Raw genomic sequence first — 21,327 nt, forward strand, 5'->3', positions numbered from 1 at the left:
AATCCCCATAACCATCGCCTGTGGCCCACGGGTTCCTTCCTCGGGGACTTTCGTACGCCTGCCGGCGCCCGAAACTCTTCACGGAAGCTGACCGACCGGTTTTAGGTCAAGGTGCGAAGAAGCGGGCACCCCGCCTACGACCCCATCTCGGACGTATTCCCTATCTGCAATACCTCCGATGGCCGACGCTCAGTTGCCCAAAGCGGCCGTGCTGCGTCACAAACGGACGTTGCAAGGTCACCAAACTTGACGCTGGGCTGGCCAAAGCCGACACTGAGCAGGGAAAAACAGGAGCACCTCAGTGGGAGGGCCCGACTCCGACTCTGAGATGACAATCAGCTCGCTCCGATCCGAGTTGACAGCGGCGCGCGAAGAAAATCGGGTACGCTCCGCGGAGGTCGCCAGTCTCCTTGAACAGCAGACTGCGACGAGTGCGATCCTCAGGGTGATCGCGGCGTCGCCGACGGACATCCAACCGGTCCTGAATGCGGTCGCCGAAAGCGCCGCACAACTCTGCGAGGCCTATGACGCGGCGATCTTTCTGCGGCAAGGCGAATCGCTGGCCATTGGCGCACACCACGGGCCGATCCCCATCGACTTCGCCACTTTTCCGATCACGCGGGAGTGGGCCACCGGTCGCGCCGTGACCGATCGCAGGCCGATACATGTGCACGATCTGCTCGCGCTGGAGGGAGAGTTCCCTGCAGGCCGATCGATGGCGCTACGGCTTGGCCACCGGACAATTCTCGCCACCCCTTTGCTGCGTGAGGACGAGGCCATTGGAGCGCTCGTAATTCGCCGAACGGAGGTCAGACCGTTCAGCGAAAAACAAGTCGAGCTACTCAAGATTTTCGCCGACCAGGCCGTCATCGCCATCGAAAATGTCCGCCTCTTCGAGGAGGTGCAGGCGCGCACCCGCGATCTCGGCGAGGCGCTGGAGCAGCAGACCGCGACCGCCGATGTGCTCAAGGCAATCAGCCGGTCGGCCTTCGATCTTCAACCGGTACTGCAGACGCTGGTCGACTCGGCAATACGCCTGGCCGGGGCGGACATGGGCGCAATCTCGTTGCGCGTTGGCGATACGTTGCGGTTCATGGCAGGCGGCGGGCAGGCTGCCGAGCTGCATGCATACGAACGAGCCAACCCACATGTCGTGGGACGAGGGACGTTCCAGGGCCGCGCCGCGCTAGAGGGATTGACGATCCACGTGGCGGACGCGCTTAAAGACCCGGAATACGAAAGGCCGGAAGCGGCAATCATGGGCAGTTTCCGCGGAGTACTTTCTGTCCCGCTGAAGCGGGGTCAGGAGACCATCGGCGTATTCGGCATGGCGCGGCGGACGATCGGGCTATTTTCACCGCGTCAGGTCGAACTGGTCGAGAGCTTCGCCGACCAGGCGGTGATCGCCATCGAGAATGTCCGCCTGTTCGACGAGGTGCAGGCGCGCACGTCGGAACTCGGCGAGGCGCTGCAGCAACAAACGGCTACCGCCGACGTGCTGAAAGTGATCAGTCGCTCGGCCTTCGATCTGCAGACCGTGCTCGACACGCTTGTCGAATCTGCCATTCGAGTCTGCGAAGCCGAAAGCGGCGCCATATTCCAGCGAAACGATGATCTCTATCATTTCGCGGCCAGTTACGGATTCTCGGAGGAATACGAACAGTATGCGAGGGAAAATCCCGTCGCTGTCGATCAGGACAGCATCACCGGACGAGTGGCTCTCGAAGCCAAGACGATCCATATCGCAGACGTGCTGGCGGACCCAGCATACAGAGCCCTGGGATACCAGCAGCTCGGCGGGTATCGCACCTGTCTTGGCGTTCCTCTCCTCAGCAAGGCAATTCCGGTTGGCGTCTTCGTTCTCACCCGGCCCGTCGTAAGACCTTTCACTGGAAAGCAGATCGAGCTTGTCGAGACGTTCGCCGACCAGGCGGTAATCGCCATGGAGAACGTCCGGCTGTTCGACGAAGTGCAGGCGCGTACCGCCGAACTCAGCGAATCGCTGCAGCAGCAGACGGCGACGGCCGATGTCCTGAAGGCGATCAGCCGCTCTACGTTCGACCTGCAGCCGGTTCTCGACACGCTGGTGGAATCAGCGGCCAAGCTGTGCGACGCGGACACGAGCGTCATCTTCAAGCGCGACGGCGATCTCTACCGGTGGTCGGCCGACTACGGCAATTTGCCTGAAGCCGCGGTTTTCGCCAAAGCCAATCCCTTCGGCGCCAGTCGCGACAGCGTCACCGGAAGGGTGGCCCTCGAAGCCCGCGCCGTCCACGTTTCGGACGTGCTCGCCGACCCGGACTACGGGGCAACGCAGCTTCAGAAGCTCGGCGGCTACCGGACCATTCTATGCGTTCCGATCTTGCGCGAAGGCGCGCCGGTCGGCGTGTTCGCGCTGACGCGGTCACAGGTGCGGGACTTCACGCCGAGGCAGATCGAGCTCGTCGAGACGTTTGCCGACCAGTCCGGCATAGCGATCGAGAACGTCCGGCTGTTCGACGAGGTGCAGGCGCGTACCCGCGAATTGTCACGCTCGCTCGAAGATCTGAGGACCGCGCAGGACCGCCTCGTGCAAACGGAGAAGCTCGCCTCACTCGGCCAGTTGACCGCCGGTATCGCCCACGAGATCAAAAACCCGCTCAACTTCGTCAACAACTTCTCAGCGCTCTCCGGCGAACTCATCGATGATTTGAGCAGTGTGCTGGCCGGAGCGCCTTTGGAGGCATCCGTTCGCGAAGAGGTCGCCGAGCTGACAGGCATGCTCAAGGGCAATCTCGACAAGGTGGTCCAGCACGGCAAGCGGGCCGATTCCATCGTCAGGAACATGCTGCTGCATTCGCGCGCGGGATCAGGAGAGCATCGTCCTATCGACATCAATGCCGTCGTGGAGGAGAGCCTGAACCTTGCCTATCACGGGGCGCGCGCCGAAAAGCCAGGATTCAACATCACGCTGACGCAGAATTTCGACCCGCAGGCGGGGGATGTCGATCTCTACCCGCAGGAGATCACGCGGGTGCTTCTCAACCTCATCTCCAACGGCTTTTATGCAACGGCCAAGCGGAGCGCAGCGGCGAATGGCGCGGCCTATGAGCCGACGCTCTCCGCCACCACCAGGAGCCTCGGCGACCGTGTCGAAATCAGGATCCGCGACAATGGCACCGGCATTCCGCCCGAGGTGAAGGAGAAGATGTTCAATCCATTCTTCACGACCAAGCCAGCCGGCGAGGGCACCGGGCTCGGCCTGTCGCTCAGCCACGACATCGTCGTCAAACAGCATGCCGGCACGATCGACGTCGACAGCCAGACAGGCGAGTTCACCGAGTTCCGGATTGTGCTGCCGCGCGCTGCGGCCTCGCTCGCAAAATCGGGAGGTGAAGCATGAGCCTCCTTATCCTGGTCGTCGACGACGAGCCGGACGTCGAGCCGCTGTTTCGCCAGCAGTTCCGCCGCGACATCCGAGCCAGCCGCTTCACCATGGAGTTCGCGCAATCGGCGGTCGATGCGTTGGAGCAGATCGACCACGCCGAAGGGGTGACACTGATCCTGGTGCTGTCCGACATCAACATGCCCGGCATAAGCGGGCTCGAGATGCTGCCGAAGATCAAGGTGCTGCGGCCCGACGTCCCGGTCATCATGATCACCGCCTATGGCGACGCCGAAACCAAGCGCAAGGCGTTGGAGAACGGCGCCGAAGCGCTGCTGACCAAGCCGATCGACTTTGCGGCGCTCAGGCAACAGATCGAAACGCGGCTGGGAATGGTGGCGTGACGGCGCGCATCCTCGTGGTCGACGACGAGCCCGACCTTGAGGTCTTGATCGTCCAGAAGTTCCGGCGTCAGATCCGCGACGGCGCGGTCATTTTCCTGTTTGCCAGCGATGGTGTGGACGCCCTATCCGTCATCGACGGCAACAGCGACATCGACATGGTGCTGTGCGACATCAACATGCCCCGTATGGACGGCCTGTCGCTGCTGGAGAAGCTGCAGCAGGCCGAGGGGCAGCAGCTTTCGACCGTCATCGTCTCCGCTTACGGTGACATGGCCAACATCCGCACGGCGATGAACCGCGGCGCCTTCGACTTCATCACTAAGCCGATTGACTTTGCCGACCTGGAGATCACGATCGCCAAGACCTTGAAGCATCGCGAGGTGCTGCACGAGGCGCATCGGCGGCAAGCGGTCGCGGAGCGCGCGCATGCATCGCTGTCGCGCTACTTCTCGCCCAATCTGGCCGAGCGGCTGGCCGGCGACGCCGACGGGTTGGCGCTAGCCGGGCAGTGGCGCGAGGTCGCCTCGCTGTTCACCGACATTACCAGCTTCACCACGCTGGTGGAAACGATCGACCCTGCCACGCTAGGCGCGCTCCTCAATGACTATTTGGCCGGCATGACCGACGTCGTGTTCGCGCATGAAGGCACCGTCGCCAAGATCGTCGGCGATGCGCTGCATGTGCTGTTCGGCGCGCCTGGCGAGCAGCAGGACCATGCGGCGCGTGCGGTTGCCTGCGCGCTCGAGCTTGACGCGCTGTCGCAATCGTTCCGCGATAGCTGGCGCGACAAGGGCGTCGCGATCGGTACGACCCGCATCGGCGTCCATGCAGGTCCGGCGCTGGTCGGAAATTTCGGCGGAGGCCGCTTCTTCGACTACACGGCCTATGGCGACACCATCAATATCGCGGCGCGGCTGGAAAGCGCCAACAAGCAGCTGGGCACGCGTATCTGCGTCAGCGGGAGCGCGGCTGCAAGGGTCGACGGCTTCCGCGGTCGGCCGGTCGGCGATCTGATGCTGCGCGGCAGGGCCGAGGCGCTGCGCGCGTTCGAGCCTTTGTCGTCAAAGCAGTATAGTGATCCTTCGACGGCGAGCTATCTCGAAGCCTTCGGCAGATTGGAGGCCGGCGATGCAAACGCGCTTACGGCTTTCGCCGCGCAGATCGGCAAATGTCCGGACGACCAGCTCGCTAGCTTCCATCTCAAGCGGCTGCTTAACGGCGCCAAGGGAACGCGGATCAGCCTCGACTGATCTTTGCGCCTGTCGCGACCGCGACCGTCAAGCCTTGTCGCCGGCAATGTCTGCTTTCACGAGGTGGCAAAGGTGACCTCAACGGCCGACAGGGGGCGCATACCTGTCCGGCTCCTCGTTGGTCGCAAGGAGCCGGGGTGGTCAAATTTCTGTCCCTTCCGCCAAAGTGAGTGCATCCTCGACGTCGACGCCAAGATAGCGCACCGTATTCTCGATCTTGGTGTGGCCGAGTAGGATTTGGACCGCTCGTAGGTTGCCGGTGGCTTTGTAAATGATGGACGCCTTAGTCCGCCGTATTGAGTGCGTGCCGTATTCCTCCCGGCGCAGGCCGATGCCAGCGTGGTCCCCAGCAAGGTCTGCTTTCAGGCGGTGGCAAAGCTGTTCTCTACGGCCGAGATTGGGCGCAAAGCAGCCATGCCGCCGTCGCGTGTGAGACTCTGATTTGGTGACAAGCAAAACAGCAGCCCCTACGATTCGCCCCTCTCATCGCGCAAATTAGACACAACGCGGCGGTTCTGCGACCTGCAGGAGGCGTCGGGGCAGTCGCGGACGAGCCTGTCCGTGCCGTAGCCCTTGGCCCACATGCGGTTGCGGTCTATACCGCCGGCGGCTAGGTAGTCCATCACCGCATCGGCGCGCCGCTGCGACAGCGCCGTTTCGCCTGCGCCGGGATCGTCGGCGAAACCCTGCAGCTTGAGCAGCCAGCGCGGATGCTTTGCTAACCAGGCGATCTGGGTATCGAGGGTGGCCTTGGCGACAGAATCGAGCGCGGCCGAACCTTGCGTGAAATAGGTGCGGCGGCCAACATTGAGGATAAAATCCTCCTCGCTGCCCGGCTGCACGTTCTGGAAACCGGCAATCTCGGTGTTGGTGACGTCGGGGGTGGGAGGGGCCAGCGTGTTGCTGGTCGAGCAGGATGCGGCCAGCACCAGCAGGCCGGCGGCGAGCAGCCGGCGCGTGGTTTCAATCATGCGGTTCATGATGCGCCAATCATTCGACAGTGGTGGAAGCGGGCGCCTGGTCGGCGATGTGCGGTAGGACCTCCACTGCGGTGCCGATCGGGCACCGCTGGTAGAGGTCGATGATGTCTTCCGGGAACATGCGGATGCAGCCGCTGGAAGCGTCGGTGCCGATGCTCCATGGCTCCAGCGTGCCATGCAGGCGGTAGCCGATGTCGGCGCCGTCGCGGTACAGATAGAGCGCGCGCGGCCCGAGCGGATTGTTGGACGCGCCGCCTGCGACCATGGGCGGTAGGTCCGGCTTGCGCTTACGCATTTCGGGGGGCGGGACCCATTGCGGCCACAGCGCGCGGCGGTCGATCGTCGCGCGGCCGTACCATTTGAAGCCGTCCTTGCCGACGCCGACGCCGTAGCGGATGGCGGTCTTGTTTTCCATGATGAGGTAGAGGAAGTGGTGGCGGGTATCGACCACGACGGTGCCGACCGGCTCGCTGCTGAAATACTTGACGATCTGGCGATGCCATCTCTTGTCGATCTTGGCGAAGTTGGTCTTGCGATAGACAAAATTGTTGTCGCTTGCGGTACCGGCGAAAAAGGATTTTGCAGTCGCGGCTTGAACAATATTGCCGGTTGCACCGACCGCGACCAGCGCCAGGCCGCCGCGCACGACACCCCTGCGTGATAAAACCATCGGCAATCCCCCATGCCTTAAGCCTGGCGGACCATAGTTGAGAATTATTTCGCCTCAAAGTGGAAAATGCTGCAGTTGGGGGGCCGGAAGTGGTCCGACAGCTTCTAGCACCAAAAACGTGATGGCAGACATTCAAGCAGGTGGGATTGAAATTTCTAACTGATCCAAACACGACAACCGACATCGCGGCTAACAGGTCAGTGCGCCAAAAAACGAAGTTCCGAAGCAAATCTCAACCATCGAAGGGACCGTGAATTCGTGCCCGCGCCGTTCTTCAAGTCAGGTGCCTCGGCTAAAGCGCGTCGGGACTGATCGGATTCATGCGAGGAGCCTTAGGTTGCCTCTATTTATCTCGTTGTACTCAAATCACGGCGCTTTTGGTTCACGCAGCAATTGCCGACGAGACTTCACTGCCTCCAGCAGTTCGCGCTCGCTGGTGTGGATATTTCGAAAAATGGCCACGACCATCACCGCCAAGATTTCGGCATCCGGGTCCAGAGGGTCGAGGTTCTCATCCGCGCAGACCTGATCGAACACGCGTTCACAAATAGCCAGATCGTGAGGGCTCAGGCAGGTGTGATTGAAACGCCGACGCAGCATCTGGGCGAACCTTTCAGGACCCGCCGCCCGGTGCTTTTCGGCGGGTATTTTACTGATGAACTGCTGACGTAATGGAATGCTTAAATGATAATATCGCCCACAGTGTATTGGATCAGTTTACCTGTTGCCTGATGATTGCTCTGTTAAGAGTCCCAAAATCAACGCACACTCACGGGCTTTATACTGCCCAGCAATCATAAGTTGTTGGTAATCTTGCCGCTTGTGTTCCGGGACGTGAAATCCGCGCCGGAATTCCGCTGCTTCTTTTGGAGTTCGAGTGCAGCCGAGTTTACTGGCGGTAACTTTCAAACTCGCCAGTGAGCATCCGATCTTTGCCGCAATATCTTTCAACGGCTCGTTCTTACCGTATCCATCAAGAATTATTTTACGGCGAGCTTCGCTGTTGAGCTTTGCGTTCATTTCATGATCTCCTCAACTACTACCTCACGATGCCAGATTCTATACGCATCAGGTTGAAGAGTGTCGTTATCTTCGCATCCAGAAACTTATCCGGGAATGTATTTCTTGCTGTAATCCAGCGTGATCGCCATTTTAGCCGACACGAGTTCGCCAGTCTTGCCAGATGCCTGAAATACACCACATGATTGAGAGGGGCATGGGCATACCCGATTCGGATATGGCACCACGCGATGGACACTAAGAGGCAAGACGAGGCCCCTACGAGGCCGCCGCGGGACCGTGATCGACGCCGTTGGCCGCGCGAAGGTCAACCTGAAGCTGCTCCATCGCTCGCGCCGGCACTAGAACCTCTGCCCTTTTCAACGCGGGAACTGGCGCCAGAGAATCAATTCGCGGCCTGGCAAGCGCATATGGCGCCGCTTGTCGAGGTCAAGTTGCCGGATGACAAATCGCTGAACGATGGCTTTCCCGCCGACCACACGGCTTGGAATCTCGGTGACATGCTGATCGTTCAACAGCGCGCGCCGGCACATAGTTACATGCGTTCCGCCACGAAGCTCCGATCCAGTTCGATCGATCACTGGTATATCGTCTTGCCACGTACTGGCCGGTCATGGACGGAGGTCGATCGCCGCGTTGCGGAAAACCAGCCGGGCAATTTGGAGATCAGATCGCTTGGCTACCCGTTTCGCGGGAGGGTAACGGACGCGGAAAGTCTCTGTCTCTATCTGCCGCGTGATTTGTTCTCTGAAGCGGCGTCAACCCTCGACGCAAAAAACAATTCAATTCTGTCCGGCAACTTTGCCAACCTCTTGGTCGAGTACGTCAACGGCATCGAAGCAAGACTGCGCAGCCTCACGGCCGAAGATCTGCCCCGCATCGTACACGCAACACGCAGCATGATCATTGCCTGCCTCGCGCCTCCGGCGGAACATGCCGCGGCCGCCGAACAATTGGCGAATGTCGCGCTGATGGAGCGAGCGCGTCGGTACGTCCAAAACAATCTGGATGCGGCTCATCTGACGCCGGATTCAATGTGCCGAACGCTCGGCGTATCGCGCTCTCGCCTCTATCAATTGTTCGAACCGAGCGGTGGCGTTCTCCATTATATACAAAGTCGCCGACTTCTGGCAGCCCATATAGCGCTTAGCGATCCGGCGGACCGCCGGCGAATTGTCGAAATTGCTGAGGCCTTCGGGTTTAGTTCAGCGGCTAATTTCAGCCGAGCATTCACCAAGGAATTCGGTTACAGTCCCCGCGAAGGCCGCGGTACCGTGGTGTTGCCGCGCCCTGCCCGCTCTGTTTCTCTTGCTGAACACGAGAAGGCCTCTTCCTTTGAAGGTTGGCTCAAAGCGCTCGGAAGCTGAGTACAGGATCGGCGATGGTCGCCGCTTCATGGACCAGAATATTTCATGTCACGTCCACCGCGCTATCAATCATATAGCCAATTCACGCCAATTCCCGATTTATTAACCAACTGTGACCGTTGATTATTATCGCCGAAAACCACAGCGGAGCACGCATTGCACCTACGCCGTACGCGGCACTTGTTAAGACTGCGAGTTAAAAGTTTGCCAGGCTTGATAGTTATGTTATTTCTGGACTGGGCGACGTGGATTCGCGCCGCTTATGGAGGTGGCTCTTGATTCCAGAGGCATCAGGCGTCGGCACGAAGAGTGACCTTCCACGTCCAGGCGAAGCGCTTCTCGCTGACCTTTTAGCGAACACGACCGAACTTTTGTCGTTCTATGACCGCGACTTCTGTCTGACCCACTACGCAACCAAGCTCAGGGGCATGTACGGAGGCGCGGTGACGCCGGGTGCCGCCCTTTGGGAGATCTACCCGAGCTTCCTCGATGCGAGGTATCGCGACGAATTTCTTCGTGTGTTCCACGGCGGCTCACCGGCAAGCATCGATTTGCCGCGGTCATCGGGCGAAGTGCTACGGTCCGTTTTTGTTTTCGCCACTGCAAATGGTGCGGGAATCATTGAATCAAGGGAGCGCGATGGGCGCAGCGTGACGGACGAGCAAGAGCATGTAATTTTGCTCCATCAGGCGACGCACGACGTGCTGACCGGACTGTACAATCGGCGGCGATTCGGCGAGCGGCTGCAGCAGGCGCTGGCTGCCCTCGGCGAACTGAAGTCGAAAGCCGCCCTGCTGCAGATCGACCTTGACGATTTCAAAGCAGTCAACGACACGCTCGGGCATGGAGCAGGCGATACGCTTCTTCAGCTCGCGGCGGGTCGTATCCGCGACGCGCTGCAGGACGGCGAATCCGCATACCGGTATGCCGGCGATGAGTTCGCTGTCATCCAATTAGGAAAAGAGCAGCCAGCAGAAGCTGAGCGCCTCGCCGGATCGCTGGTCGACGCGTTCAAGAACCCGTTCGTCATCAACGGCATTCCCGTCTTCGTCGGCTCGAGTATCGGAATTGCTTTCGGGCCGGAGCATGGGACCGACGGCGAACAGTTGATGAAAGCCGCTGACATTGCTCTTTACGCGGCCAAGACAGATGGACGCGGCTGCGCTCGAACATTCAACCGTTCGATGCTGCTCTTGCTTGAGCAACGCGAGAATCTGAGACGCAGCCTTCGAACCGCGCTGGAGCGAGGCGAGCTTTATCTGGAGTATCAGCCGCTCATTCGGCCTCCCTCGTCGGTGATCGGTTTCGAAGCGCTGCTGCGGTGGCGGCACCCTGAGGTCGGAATCATTCCACCAAACGTGTTCATACCGATCGCCGAAGCCGACGGTCTGATGGACGAGATTGGGCGATGGGTGCTTGAGGAAGCCTGTCACCAGGCGTTGACGTGGCCTTCCTCGCTGACAGTCGCAGTGAACCTGTCACCAGCTCAGTTCCTTAGCGGTTCGCTGACGGACACCGTCGCCCAGATCATCGACGCAGTTGGAATCGAAGCCGACAGACTTGAACTTGAGATAACGGAGACGGTCCTACTTGAGAAGACGATCGACAATATCGATACGTTGAATACCCTGAACGTCCTGGGAATACGAATTTCGCTCGACGATTTTGGAACATACTACTCATCGTTAAGCTACCTTAAGAACTTTCCCTTCGATACTTTGAAGATCGATCAGTACTTTATTGCGGACCTGGAGACCGACCTCAAAAGCCAAACGATCGTGCGATCGATCATGAATCTGGCGCACGGCCTAGGGATAAATGTCACTGCCGAGGGCGTCGAAACGTCGGCACAGGCACGGTGGCTGATCAAGGAAAATTGCGATTGCCTGCAAGGTAATTACCTAGGACGGCCGCTCGGGGCCGAAGCGATCAGCGATTTCATCAAGCGGTCCCCACCGAGGATGGTACGAGCGATGCAGGAATCAAATCGGGCGCTCTAGCGCCTTGAACCCTTTGTTAACGATGACGTGGAGATTTGTAGAACGATCGAGGCGGATACCGTGTAATTCTTCGGGTCGGTGCCAGACTGACCGACCACGGGCGGTGAAATTTGTCGTCGCGGAGGCCATCACGCCGCGGGGGTTCAATACTGCGGAACAAGTGAGGATGCCAATGGGACCTGTTCATCATGACCTGGCTGGCGGCGGACCGACCTTTGAACCCATGATCCAGATCGACATGGAAATCAAAGCTTTTGTCTCCGCTTGGAGACACTGCGATTATGTCTCGACATACATGGCCCGGATGATCAGTCAGAACAGGTCTGACTCGGTCCGGCATTCAAATCTCTTTTCCTCCGCCTTCAACGAATTGCTGGAAGTCGCCTTTCGCACGCGCCATGCCGATGGCGAACTGGCATGCAGGGTGTCTCGCCATGGCGTGACGGATAGGATCGAGTTGACATTTCCTTGCGTGCCGGAGGAGCGCCAATTCTACCAAGAAGCTGTGTCGCAACTCGCAGGAATAGAGGCCAGAGAGCGATACCTCAATTCGGTGTCTGGGGATCTCGCGCCGAGCCGCGAGGTCGTACTCCTGGAACTGGCTGTCGACTACAACGCGACACTCTGGATCGAGGAAGCCGGTGGCGATGCAATCAAGCTTGTCGTGGATCTTCCGCTTGAGGGCTTGCAAAATTGAGCCCTCACGACCTTCTCCCGCGCTTTAAGGCGCAATATGACGCGAACAACCAGGAGTTCTCCATATCGGGAGTGGTCCGGCCTCAGGCGATCGATGAGCTTGGGCCCAGCATAGCATTGCTTCGCGATGCGATCGGCCGTGTGCGCGGCGTTCTCTACGTCAATGTCAGGCGCCTGACGCAGATGAACAACGCCGCGTTTCACACCTTTTCGAGGATCATCATCGACGCTTGTCGCGCTCGACCCGATCTCAAATTCGTCGTCATCACGTCAAGCGTCGTCGGATGGACCTCGCGAAAATTCGGTCGCCTGAGCGGAATTGAACCGAACATCACCGTCGAGGAGTATGACACCGAATTCTATCCGGGGCAGGGCTTCCTTGAGGAAGGCGGGTTCGTACCGATCCTGCGCACTCAGACAAAGATGACATGGCGCCACGAGCGCGCAATCTTGCCGCGACACGGGATGAGGCCCGGGATCGTCATGGCCGACATCTGTTGCGGGATCGGCGATTTCGCTGTGCTCGCGCAGAAGGAGTTCCAGCCATCGCGGATCGTCGCCCTCGACCACTCCAGATCAAGCCTGAACTATGCTCGACGAGTGATGCGGGAGTTCGACATCCGGGGCATCGAATATACGTATGGCGATGCATCGGAGATGCTGCTCGATGAAGCGCAGTTCGACTTGGTCACCTGCCGGCATTCCCTGCAAATCTTCAATCGACCTGAACTCATCCTCAAGGAGCTCTACCGCATATGCAAGCCAGGCGGGCGGGTCTACATCACCAACGAGAAGAATTCGCATTGCCTCGGCGAGCCGCGCGCCGAAAGCATTCGCTGGACCTACGACCAGGTGGCGAAGCTGTTCGGGCATTTCGAGATGGACGTCGAGCTTGGGCCCAAGAGTCGACGATACCTGGTGGAAGCCGGATTCGAAGACATCCTTGTGGAGACCTTCATGGTCACTAACCTGGACGGCGATCCGCAGGACTTCGCCGATGTCATTGCAGCCTGGGCGGATGTCTATGCGGGCGAGATGGCGACCCGACGCGGCGATGGACCGGAGTTCGTCGCGCGGTTCCGGCAGGGCTTCGAGGACCACATTTTCGCTGCGCTCCACCCCAAGGGTTATGCGGGTTGGCCGATCTGGGTCGCATCGGGGCGACGGCCGCAATGAAAGCCGACGGTGAGGGTACACCGCGCTTCGGCCTGCGCTCCTTTCGAGCGAAATTCGTATTGGTCGTTGGCGGCGCCGTGCTGTTCGACCTCCTTTTGAGCGGTGGCCTGGCGCTTTGGAACGTTCAAAAGCTGTCGCGCGATGCCACATCGGAAGTCGGTGAGGGCCTGACGACCGCAAACCAGGAATACATTCGTTCCTATGCCGAATCGACAGCGCTGAGCGTCGACCTGCTGCTCGATCGAGTTCATGGGGACGTCAAGGCGCTGGCCGGCGTGCTGCAGGCCCAGATCGACGATCCAAGCAGGCAGCAACAGGTCGGAGCCACCCTTTCGCAGCAGGCGCCCGGCTCGGTAAGGGTCGTCTATGACGCGCAGGGCGATTGGGCACAGAACCTGCCGGGCGCGCCGTCCGTGGTCAGCGTCTGGGGCTATCTGCTGGGCGCCGACCACAGTCCGCTGCCAAGCGTTCAGCAGGAAATAGAACACAGCACCGTCCTGGACCTCGTTGCGCCGACGCTCATGGCCAGCGGGTCGTCCAAACTGCAGATGTATTATATTGGTCCAAAAGAACGGCCGATATTCAGGACCGTACCGTATACGAACCAGGCACAGACCTTCGACAAGCTCTATCCGGGCCACAACAAGGCGGAGTTCTGGGAGTTCTTCTTTCCGGGGATCTATGGGTCATGGCAGCAATGGGCCAGGGATCCAGCCTCGCGTCCGGTACCTGACGACATCACCCAGACGGCGCCTTACACCGACGCGATCACGGGAAAGTTGATCGTCAGCTTTTTCCATCCGCTGTGGACGCGCGATCGCACCGGCATCGCCGGTACGGCGGGAGCAGACATCACTCTCGACCAACTCGCGGAAGTCGTCGAACGTGTGAAGATCGCTCAAACCGGGTTCGGCTTTCTCACGATGTCGACTGGCAACGTGGTGGCGATCAATCCGTCGGGCCAGGCAATCATCGGCCTGACGTCATCGAGCGATGCGGGCAGCCAGGGCGTCACCGGCCTGGAGAGGTCCCTGCGGGGAAGCACGCAGCCGGCTATCGCGTCGCTGCCTCTCGACCAGAACAATGACGGTGTCATTCAGCATATCATGCTCGACGACAAGGGCGAACGCGTACCCTACATTGTTGTCCTCAAAAGATTGAAGCCGACCAATCTGTGGAGTTCGGGACCGATCAAGTCCGAAACGATGTCGGTCGGGATCGTCGTTCCCGAACGGGAGATCTATGCGTCCCTGGTCGCCGCGCAGGAGAGTATTTTCCGCGCAACCAACCGTATCCTGCTTTTTCAGATCGCTGCGATCGTCGTTTCGCTTCTGATAGTTTTTGCCGCCGTGCTCGGAATTTCGAAGCGGATCACCGCGGGCCTCAGGGCGCTCGCCAGCGCCGCCCAGCGGCTACAGTCCAAAGATTATTCGGTCCGCGTGAGCATTCCAACGCGCGACGAGGTTGGAGCGGCAGGAATCGCTTTCAACCGGATGGCCGAGCAGATCAGCTTTCACACGGAAAACCTCGAGCAACTCGTCGACGAACGAACCAGGGAACTCGGGGACGCCAATCAGGAGATTTCCGCACTCAACGAAAAGCTGCAGGACGAGAACGTCCGCCTTGGCGCCGAACTTGCGGTCGCCAGGCAGATACAGATGATGGTCCTGCCGAAACAATTCGAACTCGAAGCGATTCCGGGGCTGGAGATCGCGGCCTACATGCGGCCGGCCGACGAGGTCGGCGGTGACTATTATGACGTCCTGCAGAACGGGTCACGGGTCAAGATCGGCATCGGCGACGTGACCGGTCATGGTCTTGAGAGCGGCGTGCTGATGCTGATGGTCCAATCCGTTGCACGCGCGCTGCAGGAGACCAACGAGGGGGATCCGCACCAGTTTCTGGATCGGCTGAACAGAGCGATCTACAAGAACATCGAGCGGACGAACACCGGCAAGCATCTCTCGCTGGCCTTCCTTGACTTCGAGGATGAGCGGGTAACGCTATCCGGCCAGCATGAGGACGTTCTCGTCGTGCGTGCGGACGGGGACGTCGAACGTATCGACACGATGGATCTGGGTCTGCCGGTTGGCTTGGAGAATGACATCTCGAAGTTCATTGCCACGCGCGACATCGTGTTCGGGAGCGGCGACGTGATCGTGCTGCACACGGACGGAGTGACCGAGGCGGAAGACCGAGACAGAAAATTGTTCGGATTCGAGCGCCTCTGCGAGAGCGCACGGAAACGTCAAGGCAGGAGCGCCGAGGAAATCAAAACCGGGATCATCGAGGATCTCATGGCCCATATCGGGATCCAGAAGATCCACGACGACATCACCCTCGTGATCATAAGGCACACATAGCCATGACAACGCTGTTCGGGACCCCTGACGTTGCAATTGGGATAAAGGAGAGCGTCAGTCGCGTGCGGCTGTTCGACGGACCTCTCGACTTGAGTTGGCGTCATTGTGCCACGACCTCGGACTTCATCGCCGATCTTTTCGCGTTGCGCTTCCGGTCATCCCGCAATGACTATATGGAAGTGCGGCACAGCATTGGATATCTGGTCAACGAACTCATCGAAAATGCCGTCAAGTTTCGCGCACCGGGTGAGATCTTGATCGAGGCGTCGATGGATTCGGAATGCTTCAAGCTCAAGGTGTCGAATGACGTCGATGGTGAAGATGCGTCCGAATTCCAAAGTCTCCTGGCGGACATCACGGTTGGCGACCCCATGGACCTGCTGATACAGCGAATTGAAGCCAATGCCGCGAACCCCGACGTAGGAGGCTCCGGACTTGGATTGCTGACGTTGATGAGCGACTACGGCGCGCGCCTGGCTTGGATATTCAGCGCCGCCGACGAAAGCGATCGGATTTGCGTGGAGACATATGCCTCTATTCCGATCTCGCAAATTCACAACTAAATGAAACGAAGCCAGGCTATGGAAATCAAGACAGACGACTACCGCGTGTGGACTGAAGGAAGCGAAATTTTCTTCGACGGTGCCATGCGGCTTGCCAGTTCCGACGCCGGTGCGCCTGTCACGGCGTTGGCGACCAGTGTGCTTGCCTCAAATCCCTCTTCCATTACGCTCAACTTAAAGGACCTTCACTTTCTCAACTCTTCCGGCATCAACCTGCTGGCAAAATTCACCATCGAGGTGCGCAAGCATCCCGATGTTCGACTCGTCGTGCGTGGAACGCCCGACATACCCTGGCAATCGAAATCATTGCCGAATCTCAAGAAGCTGCATCCCGCCCTGGTGCTTTTGATGGACTAATCAGCTCGCTCTAATTGGCCAGAGACTGCGTGGTGCAAGAGCGCCGCAACGAGCGAGATATGTACGCCAGGATAAGTATCTGGATGCGAAGCTAACGACAATCCGGCCTCGTGCGTAGATGCTCGCAATGGCTCGGCGGAGGCTCGGCACAGGCGTCAAACGTCCAGGTTGGGGGATGTCGGGCTGCCTGTGCCGATCGTCGCTGCTGTGCGATCAAAGGTGGCGTCATTGAGTAAGAGTGCCAAGGTGAACGGCGGCCGGCTGGAGTTCATTCCGCCGGAGATCCCGACTCGCGTCAAGGAGCCGCCCGAAGATGAGGGATGGCTTCACGAGGTCAATCTTGACGGCTATCGAACGCAGATCATCATCGATAACGGCGGCGTGCGTCTCTACAGCAAGAATGGCCGCGACTGGACCACGAAATACTGGCCCATCGCGCTGGCTGTCGAGTTGCCATGCCGGGCTGCCATTATCGACGGCGAGGTCATTGTGCCAGGCGAGCAGGGCGCTCCCGATTGCCCCGCGCTGGAAGCCGCGATCTGGAACAAACCGAGCCGGCTGGTGTTCGTCGCGTTCGACATCCTCCATCTCGACGGTCGCAATCTAGGCTCCTTGCCCCTGCTGCAGCGCAAGCAGACGCTGTGGCAACTGGTTGAGCACCGCCTTGGCAAGATCCAGTACAACGAGCATTTCGAGGGCAGTGCGCTAGCGATCTTCCGCGCCATCGAAAAGGTGGGGCTCGAAAGCATTATCTCGAAGCGCGCCGACAGCCGCTACAGGAGCGGACCGTCGAATACATGGCTGAAAGCCAAATATTTTGAGGAACCCGATTTCTGAGCATCGACGACCGCCTCCGGCGCAACCACGACCTCGGCACCTGCAATGTCTGCTTTTGGCGACGGTCAAGTCGGCCGGAACGACCGACAAGAGGCGCTAAGCGGTCGTTCGCCTCGTCCGAAGGTGTTTCGACTTCGGAGCAAGACTCTCCCGCCCTACCATATTTGATGCACGGAGAAAGGTGCATCACGCCCAACACCGAAGCAAATATCTCGGGGCCTGCGAGTGGGGGGAAAGGCGGTAGCGCTCTCCCGCTACCAAATTTCTTTCAATATCGTGATGTTACGCGAACTGAGGGGCAGCAAACCTGCTCCCTTCGTGTCGTGCCATATCGCAAACCGCTAAGGTTGATCTCCAGTATCGCGTCCTGCTCATCATGACGCGATACTGACAAGGTTTGCGAGTGCCATCCGGCAGCGTCAGCCGAACTCACTGCCGTGCGGGTTCCCGCGCCGATCGGCCTGAAAGCCTAAGGTCTTTATTATAGCAGTCGCTATATTAGTGTTTACTTGACAATACGCATGAGCTCTGGTTTCGTGATTTAACGGGTGTTTAACCAAGTTCGTTGCGTTTTTTCGAACGGTGTTGGTCGGACGGTGTTGGTATGTCGACTTTGGTTGTCGCCGACCCGCGGGGGGTGTATCTCGCCGGTCTGGAGTGGGTGTTGCAGAAGGCTGGACACGATGTTGTCGCCCAGTGCCGCCGCCTTGTCGACGTTCTCCCTCATGTGGAGCGCCATCGGCCTGATATCGTCATCGTCGGCCTGGATATCGCGGACCCGCAGACATCAGGGCTTTCCTCCCGGCTGAAGGCCTGCAACAGCGCTCTCGGCATCATCTTCATCGTCCAGCCAGCCGGCCGGCTCGGCATCAAGGAAATACAGGCGCTCGACAGCGACGGTCTGATGCTGGACGGCATCAGCCACCGCTATCTCATCGAATGCGTGAGCGCGGTGGCGGCAGGCAAGAAGTGGATCGACAACAAGATCGTCCAGCAACTGCTGACGCCGGAAACGCGGCACCAGCCGATGTCCAGGCTGACCGGGCGGGAGACCGAGATCGCCGATCTCGTCTCGCGCGGGTTACGCAACAAGGCCATCGCGCAGCGGCTGCACGTATCCGAAGGCACGGTGAAGATGCACCTGCATCACGTCTATGAAAAGCTGCATCTCGGCGGCCGGGCGGAACTGGCCTGGGCGGCGCATGGCAAAGGCCTCGACCATCCAGGAACCGGCCTCCTCTGACACCAGCACTTTCAACTGGCATCGACATGAAACCGGCAACGGGCGCCGGAAAGCCGCGTGATGGCGTCGGCCGTGGTACCCGCCGCAGCGCCTGCGCCGGCCTGATCGAGTCCGCCGGCAGTACAGACGACGATATTGATGCGTCCCTGGACACGAATCTCACGCTGCAATATCTCCTGACTCTCGGCACTTCGCTGGAGGTTCCCTTCCAGGCTGGCGCATACCCGATCGAACCAGTTGACCACCGGGGTCCGCTTCGATTGATGCGATCTTCGTATCGATCATTACAACCGACCGCCTGCTCTCGGTCAAACCCGCCTGATAACCGGCCCTGGGAGATTGGCTTGGGGCTTCAGCCAAACAGGCTGGACGATTAGTTGGAGAGCCGTCCACAGCATCATAGGTGGGCACTGCAAGCCGCCGCTTTGCGCGTCGCCTGGTTTTAGTCAAGGGCCTTGGTGTCTTGAACGACCGGTCCCCAAAGGGGGACCGGATCGCAGGCGTTGAAGCTCTTGTAGGCTACGAGGACGCCATTAAACAATGAAGTCCTGGCTTGCGAGGATGCTCAGTGGTTGCGTAGCAGCATCCCCGTCGAGGTCGGTGTTTGCCAGCGTGAACTCGAACAACTGATCGGGAACCGGACCCTCGATGCTCGTCGAGAAGTCGAGGACGCGAACACCCGAGTTGGCACCGTTGAGGTGGAACTGAACGTAGGCCGTGTCGAAGGCTTGACCACCATCGTCGTTGATGGTCACGGTCTGATTACCCGAGCGCAAGCCAATAACGTCGTCGGTATTGTGATCAATCAGATTACCGCCACCGTCGTAAAGCCACGATTCTACTGTGATGGTGTTGATGTTTCCAATCCCTGCGACCGCAAAGGTTAGATTGTTGATGTCAGACCCGTCCAAAGTAGAGAAGGTGAAGCCCTCGTTGTTATTGATCTGCGACGCCTGACCGCCTTTCACCCCGAATCCAACTGCATCGGGGTTAAGGTCGTCAGCCGCAACGGTCGGGCCTCCCAGAGGAGCAGCGTTGAACGGCGCAAAGGCTGACTCGGTCGCGTCCGCTGCGGGCGTAGCGTTGAAGATCAGGCCGTCAAAGACGATGCTGCCGGTGTTGTCCGCCGTGGGTACCGTCAAGGTCTCCTGGGGACCGCCCGACTTGACCGCATTGAAGTCGAGGTCGGACTGCTCACCGTGGGGTGTGAAGAGCACGTCGAAAGTGTACCCCGAATCCGTCACGCTCAGTTGGTAGAGGTTCTGATCGGCGGCAACGTCGTAGTACGTCAGCGTGGTTCCGTCGATGCTGAGAATCTCTTCGATGTCATCGCCACCGAGATCGGTGTAACCGGTGATGGTGACGTGTGAGCCGTCGGCTCCGGGAGTAAGGTCGAACGTCCCTGTGTCCTGTTGACCGGCGGCCAATCCGACCTGGAAGTCCGTGCCATCACCAGTGATGCCGGTGAACGTCGGCCCGGCGTCCTCGAACACGAGGTGCGTCCCGAGATCCTCGGGGTTGACGACTGGCACCTCGGTCGTTGATGGGAACGCGACTTCGAGGTTCTCAATGCGCACGCCGGACGTGCTTTGCTTCGTGTCGTAGGTAAATCGAACGTAGATTTGGTCGACGCTATCCGCCGTTTCGATGGTATAATTCTCATAGACGGCGCTGCCTTTAGGCAAGCTTACTGTGTCGGCGCCGTGTTCAACTACTGCTCCATTATCGACAGTCCACCACTCGATGTTAACGCTCTTCACCCCGCCTATGCCCTGGACGTCGAATCTAATGCCGCCGATCTCGTTCGCATCCGGATCAGAGGAGGTCCAGGCCGCGTCTTGAACGAAGAAGCCCTCATTTTGATTCAACTGGGAGGCTTGGCCGCCCTTCACACCGAAGCCGACGGCGTCGGGGTTCAGATCATCATTGGTTCCGGAGTTGGTTGGGACTGTCGTTGGATCAACCACCGTCCCGCTCGGGAAGATGAGCCCATCAAACTTGGCGCTGTGATTGTCAGTGGGATCGGCTGTCGCAACCGTTAGTGTCTCCTGCGGGCTACCTGACGGGATCGACGCGAAGTCGAGTGTCTGGAACGTCGTTACGAGTTCGGTAGTCGTTACATCCAGTGTGATCTTGCCCTCGGCAAACGATAGGATGTCGCCGTCGTCAACAGCGTCCGGATTGAGGTGGTGCAGCGGTTCGTATTGAATGAGGTAAACCTGCGCCGATGACACGCCGTCGGTCAAGTCAAGCGCAACCGCGAATGCCAGGGCGCCCGCCGGGTCGGCGTCGCCATTCGCGTCGGCCTCGCGCCCATAAATGATGCCGCCCTCGTTGTAGAGGAAGATTTCAACACCGCCCACGGTAAAGAGGCCGCTCGAGCCGCCAGTGGTCGACAGCGCCAGATCGGTCGCTCCGGTTGTGTCAAGGAGGGCGCTGTTGACGGCCACCTGCGGGAAGCCTGTCGCGGGGTCGGTATCACTGATGTCGACGCCGAGATCATTGACGAGATGGGCGAGCAGCGTCGCGTCCAGGATGATATCATTATCATCGGTGACAGTCTGTACGTCGATTTGCTCGTCGAGAACGAGATTTGTGCCGGTAATAGTGGTCATAATCTTCCTCCCAATTGTGATCGAGCTGTCCCCAGGGTCAGAGGTCAGGGCGCGCCGAAAATGGTGGATTTCGAGAACCGGAACAGAGCACGCCTTGACGTGCGTAAGTTCCGGAGGCGTAGAAAACTACGATTGCCCGTCCGCCATCACTTGAAATGCTAACAAACCCCAGCTGCTCAGGGGGGCCATTGGGCGCAGCCTAAGGATGGCAAGTCAACTTTCCGTCTGGTAGTATTATGATCTATATCGAACGATATATATCGTTTTCGATAGATCGCTGTCGTCAATATAACTGGGAATATTGACCTGGCGGAGAAGCGCCGTAGTGAATGCTCGCGTCGGCGCCAACCGTACGTGTCAAACGCCTTGCAAAACTTACCCCCGATTGGAGTGCGCCCCTCGGACCGGACAGGATGCACAAG

General features: G+C 59.3%; 18 protein-coding genes and 1 pseudogene. 12 read left to right on the forward strand and 7 right to left on the reverse strand.

The window, feature by feature from the left end; genetic code table 11:
* Window positions 1-328 precede the first annotated feature (328 nt).
* From NKI73_RS29825 to NKI73_RS29835, 3 genes are read left to right on the forward strand one after another with little or no spacing between them, the layout of a single operon-like run.
* Window positions 329-3,382 (forward strand): GAF domain-containing protein, encoded by a 3,054-nt coding sequence (locus NKI73_RS29825; protein WP_352635169.1) that lies wholly within the window; start codon window positions 329-331, stop codon window positions 3,380-3,382.
* Entirely contained in the window at window positions 3,379-3,768 is a 390-nt protein-coding gene (locus tag NKI73_RS29830; RefSeq protein ID WP_352635171.1) for a response regulator, read from the forward strand. Before NKI73_RS29825 ends, NKI73_RS29830 begins: the two co-directional genes overlap by 4 nt.
* Window positions 3,765-5,018, forward strand: coding sequence for an adenylate/guanylate cyclase domain-containing protein (locus tag NKI73_RS29835; protein WP_352635173.1), 1,254 nt, complete (start codon window positions 3,765-3,767; stop codon window positions 5,016-5,018). Before NKI73_RS29830 ends, NKI73_RS29835 begins: the two co-directional genes overlap by 4 nt.
* Window positions 5,019-5,159: 141 nt before the next feature.
* Here the strand turns inward: NKI73_RS29835 and NKI73_RS29840 are convergent.
* From NKI73_RS29840 to NKI73_RS29860, 5 genes and pseudogenes are all read right to left on the reverse strand, one after another.
* A pseudogene (locus tag NKI73_RS29840) lies at window positions 5,160-5,357 on the reverse strand (tyrosine-type recombinase/integrase); the annotation flags it as partial.
* Between the two features lie 128 nt (window positions 5,358-5,485).
* Entirely contained in the window at window positions 5,486-5,998 is a 513-nt protein-coding gene (locus tag NKI73_RS29845) for an OmpA family protein (protein ID WP_352635175.1), read from the reverse strand.
* Window positions 5,999-6,008: 10 nt separating this feature from the next.
* Complete coding sequence (locus NKI73_RS29850) at window positions 6,009-6,668, reverse strand: L,D-transpeptidase (RefSeq protein ID WP_352635177.1); 660 nt, start codon at window positions 6,666-6,668, stop codon at window positions 6,009-6,011.
* A 366-nt stretch (window positions 6,669-7,034) separates the two neighbouring features.
* On the reverse strand, window positions 7,035-7,268 hold the full coding sequence (locus tag NKI73_RS29855; protein ID WP_352635179.1) for a hypothetical protein: 234 nt from the start codon (window positions 7,266-7,268) through the stop codon (window positions 7,035-7,037).
* Between the two features lie 117 nt (window positions 7,269-7,385).
* On the reverse strand, window positions 7,386-7,688 hold the full coding sequence (locus tag NKI73_RS29860) for a hypothetical protein (RefSeq protein WP_352635181.1): 303 nt from the start codon (window positions 7,686-7,688) through the stop codon (window positions 7,386-7,388).
* Window positions 7,689-7,918: 230 nt separating this feature from the next.
* Between NKI73_RS29860 and NKI73_RS29865 the strand changes: the two genes are divergently transcribed.
* From NKI73_RS29865 to NKI73_RS29905, 9 genes are all read left to right on the forward strand, one after another.
* Complete coding sequence (locus NKI73_RS29865) at window positions 7,919-9,055, forward strand: helix-turn-helix domain-containing protein (RefSeq protein ID WP_352635183.1); 1,137 nt, start codon at window positions 7,919-7,921, stop codon at window positions 9,053-9,055.
* A gap of 371 nt (window positions 9,056-9,426) precedes the next feature.
* On the forward strand, window positions 9,427-11,055 hold the full coding sequence (locus NKI73_RS29870; RefSeq protein ID WP_502909629.1) for a putative bifunctional diguanylate cyclase/phosphodiesterase: 1,629 nt from the start codon (window positions 9,427-9,429) through the stop codon (window positions 11,053-11,055).
* Between the two features lie 172 nt (window positions 11,056-11,227).
* Entirely contained in the window at window positions 11,228-11,752 is a 525-nt protein-coding gene (locus NKI73_RS29875) for a ubiquinone biosynthesis methyltransferase UbiE (RefSeq protein ID WP_352635223.1), read from the forward strand.
* Window positions 11,749-12,927: a methyltransferase domain-containing protein gene (locus NKI73_RS29880; protein ID WP_352635187.1), complete on the forward strand. Its 1,179-nt coding sequence runs from the start codon at window positions 11,749-11,751 to the stop codon at window positions 12,925-12,927. Before NKI73_RS29875 ends, NKI73_RS29880 begins: the two co-directional genes overlap by 4 nt.
* On the forward strand, window positions 12,924-15,290 hold the full coding sequence (locus tag NKI73_RS29885; RefSeq protein WP_352635189.1) for a SpoIIE family protein phosphatase: 2,367 nt from the start codon (window positions 12,924-12,926) through the stop codon (window positions 15,288-15,290). Before NKI73_RS29880 ends, NKI73_RS29885 begins: the two co-directional genes overlap by 4 nt.
* A gap of 2 nt (window positions 15,291-15,292) precedes the next feature.
* On the forward strand, window positions 15,293-15,853 hold the full coding sequence (locus tag NKI73_RS29890) for a slr1658 superfamily regulator (RefSeq protein ID WP_352635190.1): 561 nt from the start codon (window positions 15,293-15,295) through the stop codon (window positions 15,851-15,853).
* Window positions 15,854-15,871: 18 nt separating this feature from the next.
* The gene (locus NKI73_RS29895) at window positions 15,872-16,210 is read left to right on the forward strand and encodes a slr1659 superfamily regulator (protein WP_352635191.1); all 339 of its coding nucleotides are present in this window, start codon (window positions 15,872-15,874) and stop codon (window positions 16,208-16,210) included.
* Between the two features lie 228 nt (window positions 16,211-16,438).
* Complete coding sequence (locus NKI73_RS29900) at window positions 16,439-17,047, forward strand: ATP-dependent DNA ligase (protein WP_352635193.1); 609 nt, start codon at window positions 16,439-16,441, stop codon at window positions 17,045-17,047.
* 604 nt (window positions 17,048-17,651) lie between these two features.
* Window positions 17,652-18,290: a response regulator transcription factor gene (locus NKI73_RS29905; RefSeq protein WP_352635195.1), complete on the forward strand. Its 639-nt coding sequence runs from the start codon at window positions 17,652-17,654 to the stop codon at window positions 18,288-18,290.
* Between the two features lie 11 nt (window positions 18,291-18,301).
* On the opposite strand, the gene NKI73_RS29910 is transcribed toward NKI73_RS29905, so the two are convergent.
* Together NKI73_RS29910 and NKI73_RS29915 are read right to left on the reverse strand one after the other, a co-directional pair.
* The gene (locus tag NKI73_RS29910) at window positions 18,302-18,535 is read right to left on the reverse strand and encodes a hypothetical protein (protein WP_352635197.1); all 234 of its coding nucleotides are present in this window, start codon (window positions 18,533-18,535) and stop codon (window positions 18,302-18,304) included.
* Window positions 18,536-18,823: 288 nt separating this feature from the next.
* Window positions 18,824-20,905 (reverse strand): hypothetical protein, encoded by a 2,082-nt coding sequence (locus NKI73_RS29915; RefSeq protein ID WP_352635199.1) that lies wholly within the window; start codon window positions 20,903-20,905, stop codon window positions 18,824-18,826.
* Between the last annotated feature and the right edge of the window lie 422 nt (window positions 20,906-21,327).

Origin of the sequence: Mesorhizobium sp. M0496 (genome assembly GCF_040321205.1) — a bacterium.
In the GTDB taxonomy this organism is placed as follows: domain Bacteria; phylum Pseudomonadota; class Alphaproteobacteria; order Rhizobiales; family Rhizobiaceae; genus Mesorhizobium.

What these genes read in the sequence shown, in the direction of transcription:
- NKI73_RS29895 (WP_352635191.1), top strand. Translation starts at nt 15,872, where the DNA reads ATGGAAATCAAGACAGACGACTACCGCGTGTGGACTGAAGGAAGCGAA.
- NKI73_RS29890 (WP_352635190.1), top strand. Translation starts at nt 15,293, where the DNA reads ATGACAACGCTGTTCGGGACCCCTGACGTTGCAATTGGGATAAAGGAG.
- NKI73_RS29850 (WP_352635177.1), bottom strand. Translation starts at nt 6,668, where the DNA reads ATGGTTTTATCACGCAGGGGTGTCGTGCGCGGCGGCCTGGCGCTGGTC.
- NKI73_RS29855 (WP_352635179.1), bottom strand. Translation starts at nt 7,268, where the DNA reads ATGCTGCGTCGGCGTTTCAATCACACCTGCCTGAGCCCTCACGATCTG.
- NKI73_RS29875 (WP_352635223.1), top strand. Translation starts at nt 11,228, where the DNA reads ATGGGACCTGTTCATCATGACCTGGCTGGCGGCGGACCGACCTTTGAA.
- NKI73_RS29830 (WP_352635171.1), top strand. Translation starts at nt 3,379, where the DNA reads ATGAGCCTCCTTATCCTGGTCGTCGACGACGAGCCGGACGTCGAGCCG.
- NKI73_RS29915 (WP_352635199.1), bottom strand. Translation starts at nt 20,905, where the DNA reads ATGACCACTATTACCGGCACAAATCTCGTTCTCGACGAGCAAATCGAC.
- NKI73_RS29905 (WP_352635195.1), top strand. Translation starts at nt 17,652, where the DNA reads ATGTCGACTTTGGTTGTCGCCGACCCGCGGGGGGTGTATCTCGCCGGT.
- NKI73_RS29845 (WP_352635175.1), bottom strand. Translation starts at nt 5,998, where the DNA reads ATGAACCGCATGATTGAAACCACGCGCCGGCTGCTCGCCGCCGGCCTG.
- NKI73_RS29865 (WP_352635183.1), top strand. Translation starts at nt 7,919, where the DNA reads ATGGACACTAAGAGGCAAGACGAGGCCCCTACGAGGCCGCCGCGGGAC.
- NKI73_RS29885 (WP_352635189.1), top strand. Translation starts at nt 12,924, where the DNA reads ATGAAAGCCGACGGTGAGGGTACACCGCGCTTCGGCCTGCGCTCCTTT.
- NKI73_RS29860 (WP_352635181.1), bottom strand. Translation starts at nt 7,688, where the DNA reads ATGAACGCAAAGCTCAACAGCGAAGCTCGCCGTAAAATAATTCTTGAT.
- NKI73_RS29825 (WP_352635169.1), top strand. Translation starts at nt 329, where the DNA reads ATGACAATCAGCTCGCTCCGATCCGAGTTGACAGCGGCGCGCGAAGAA.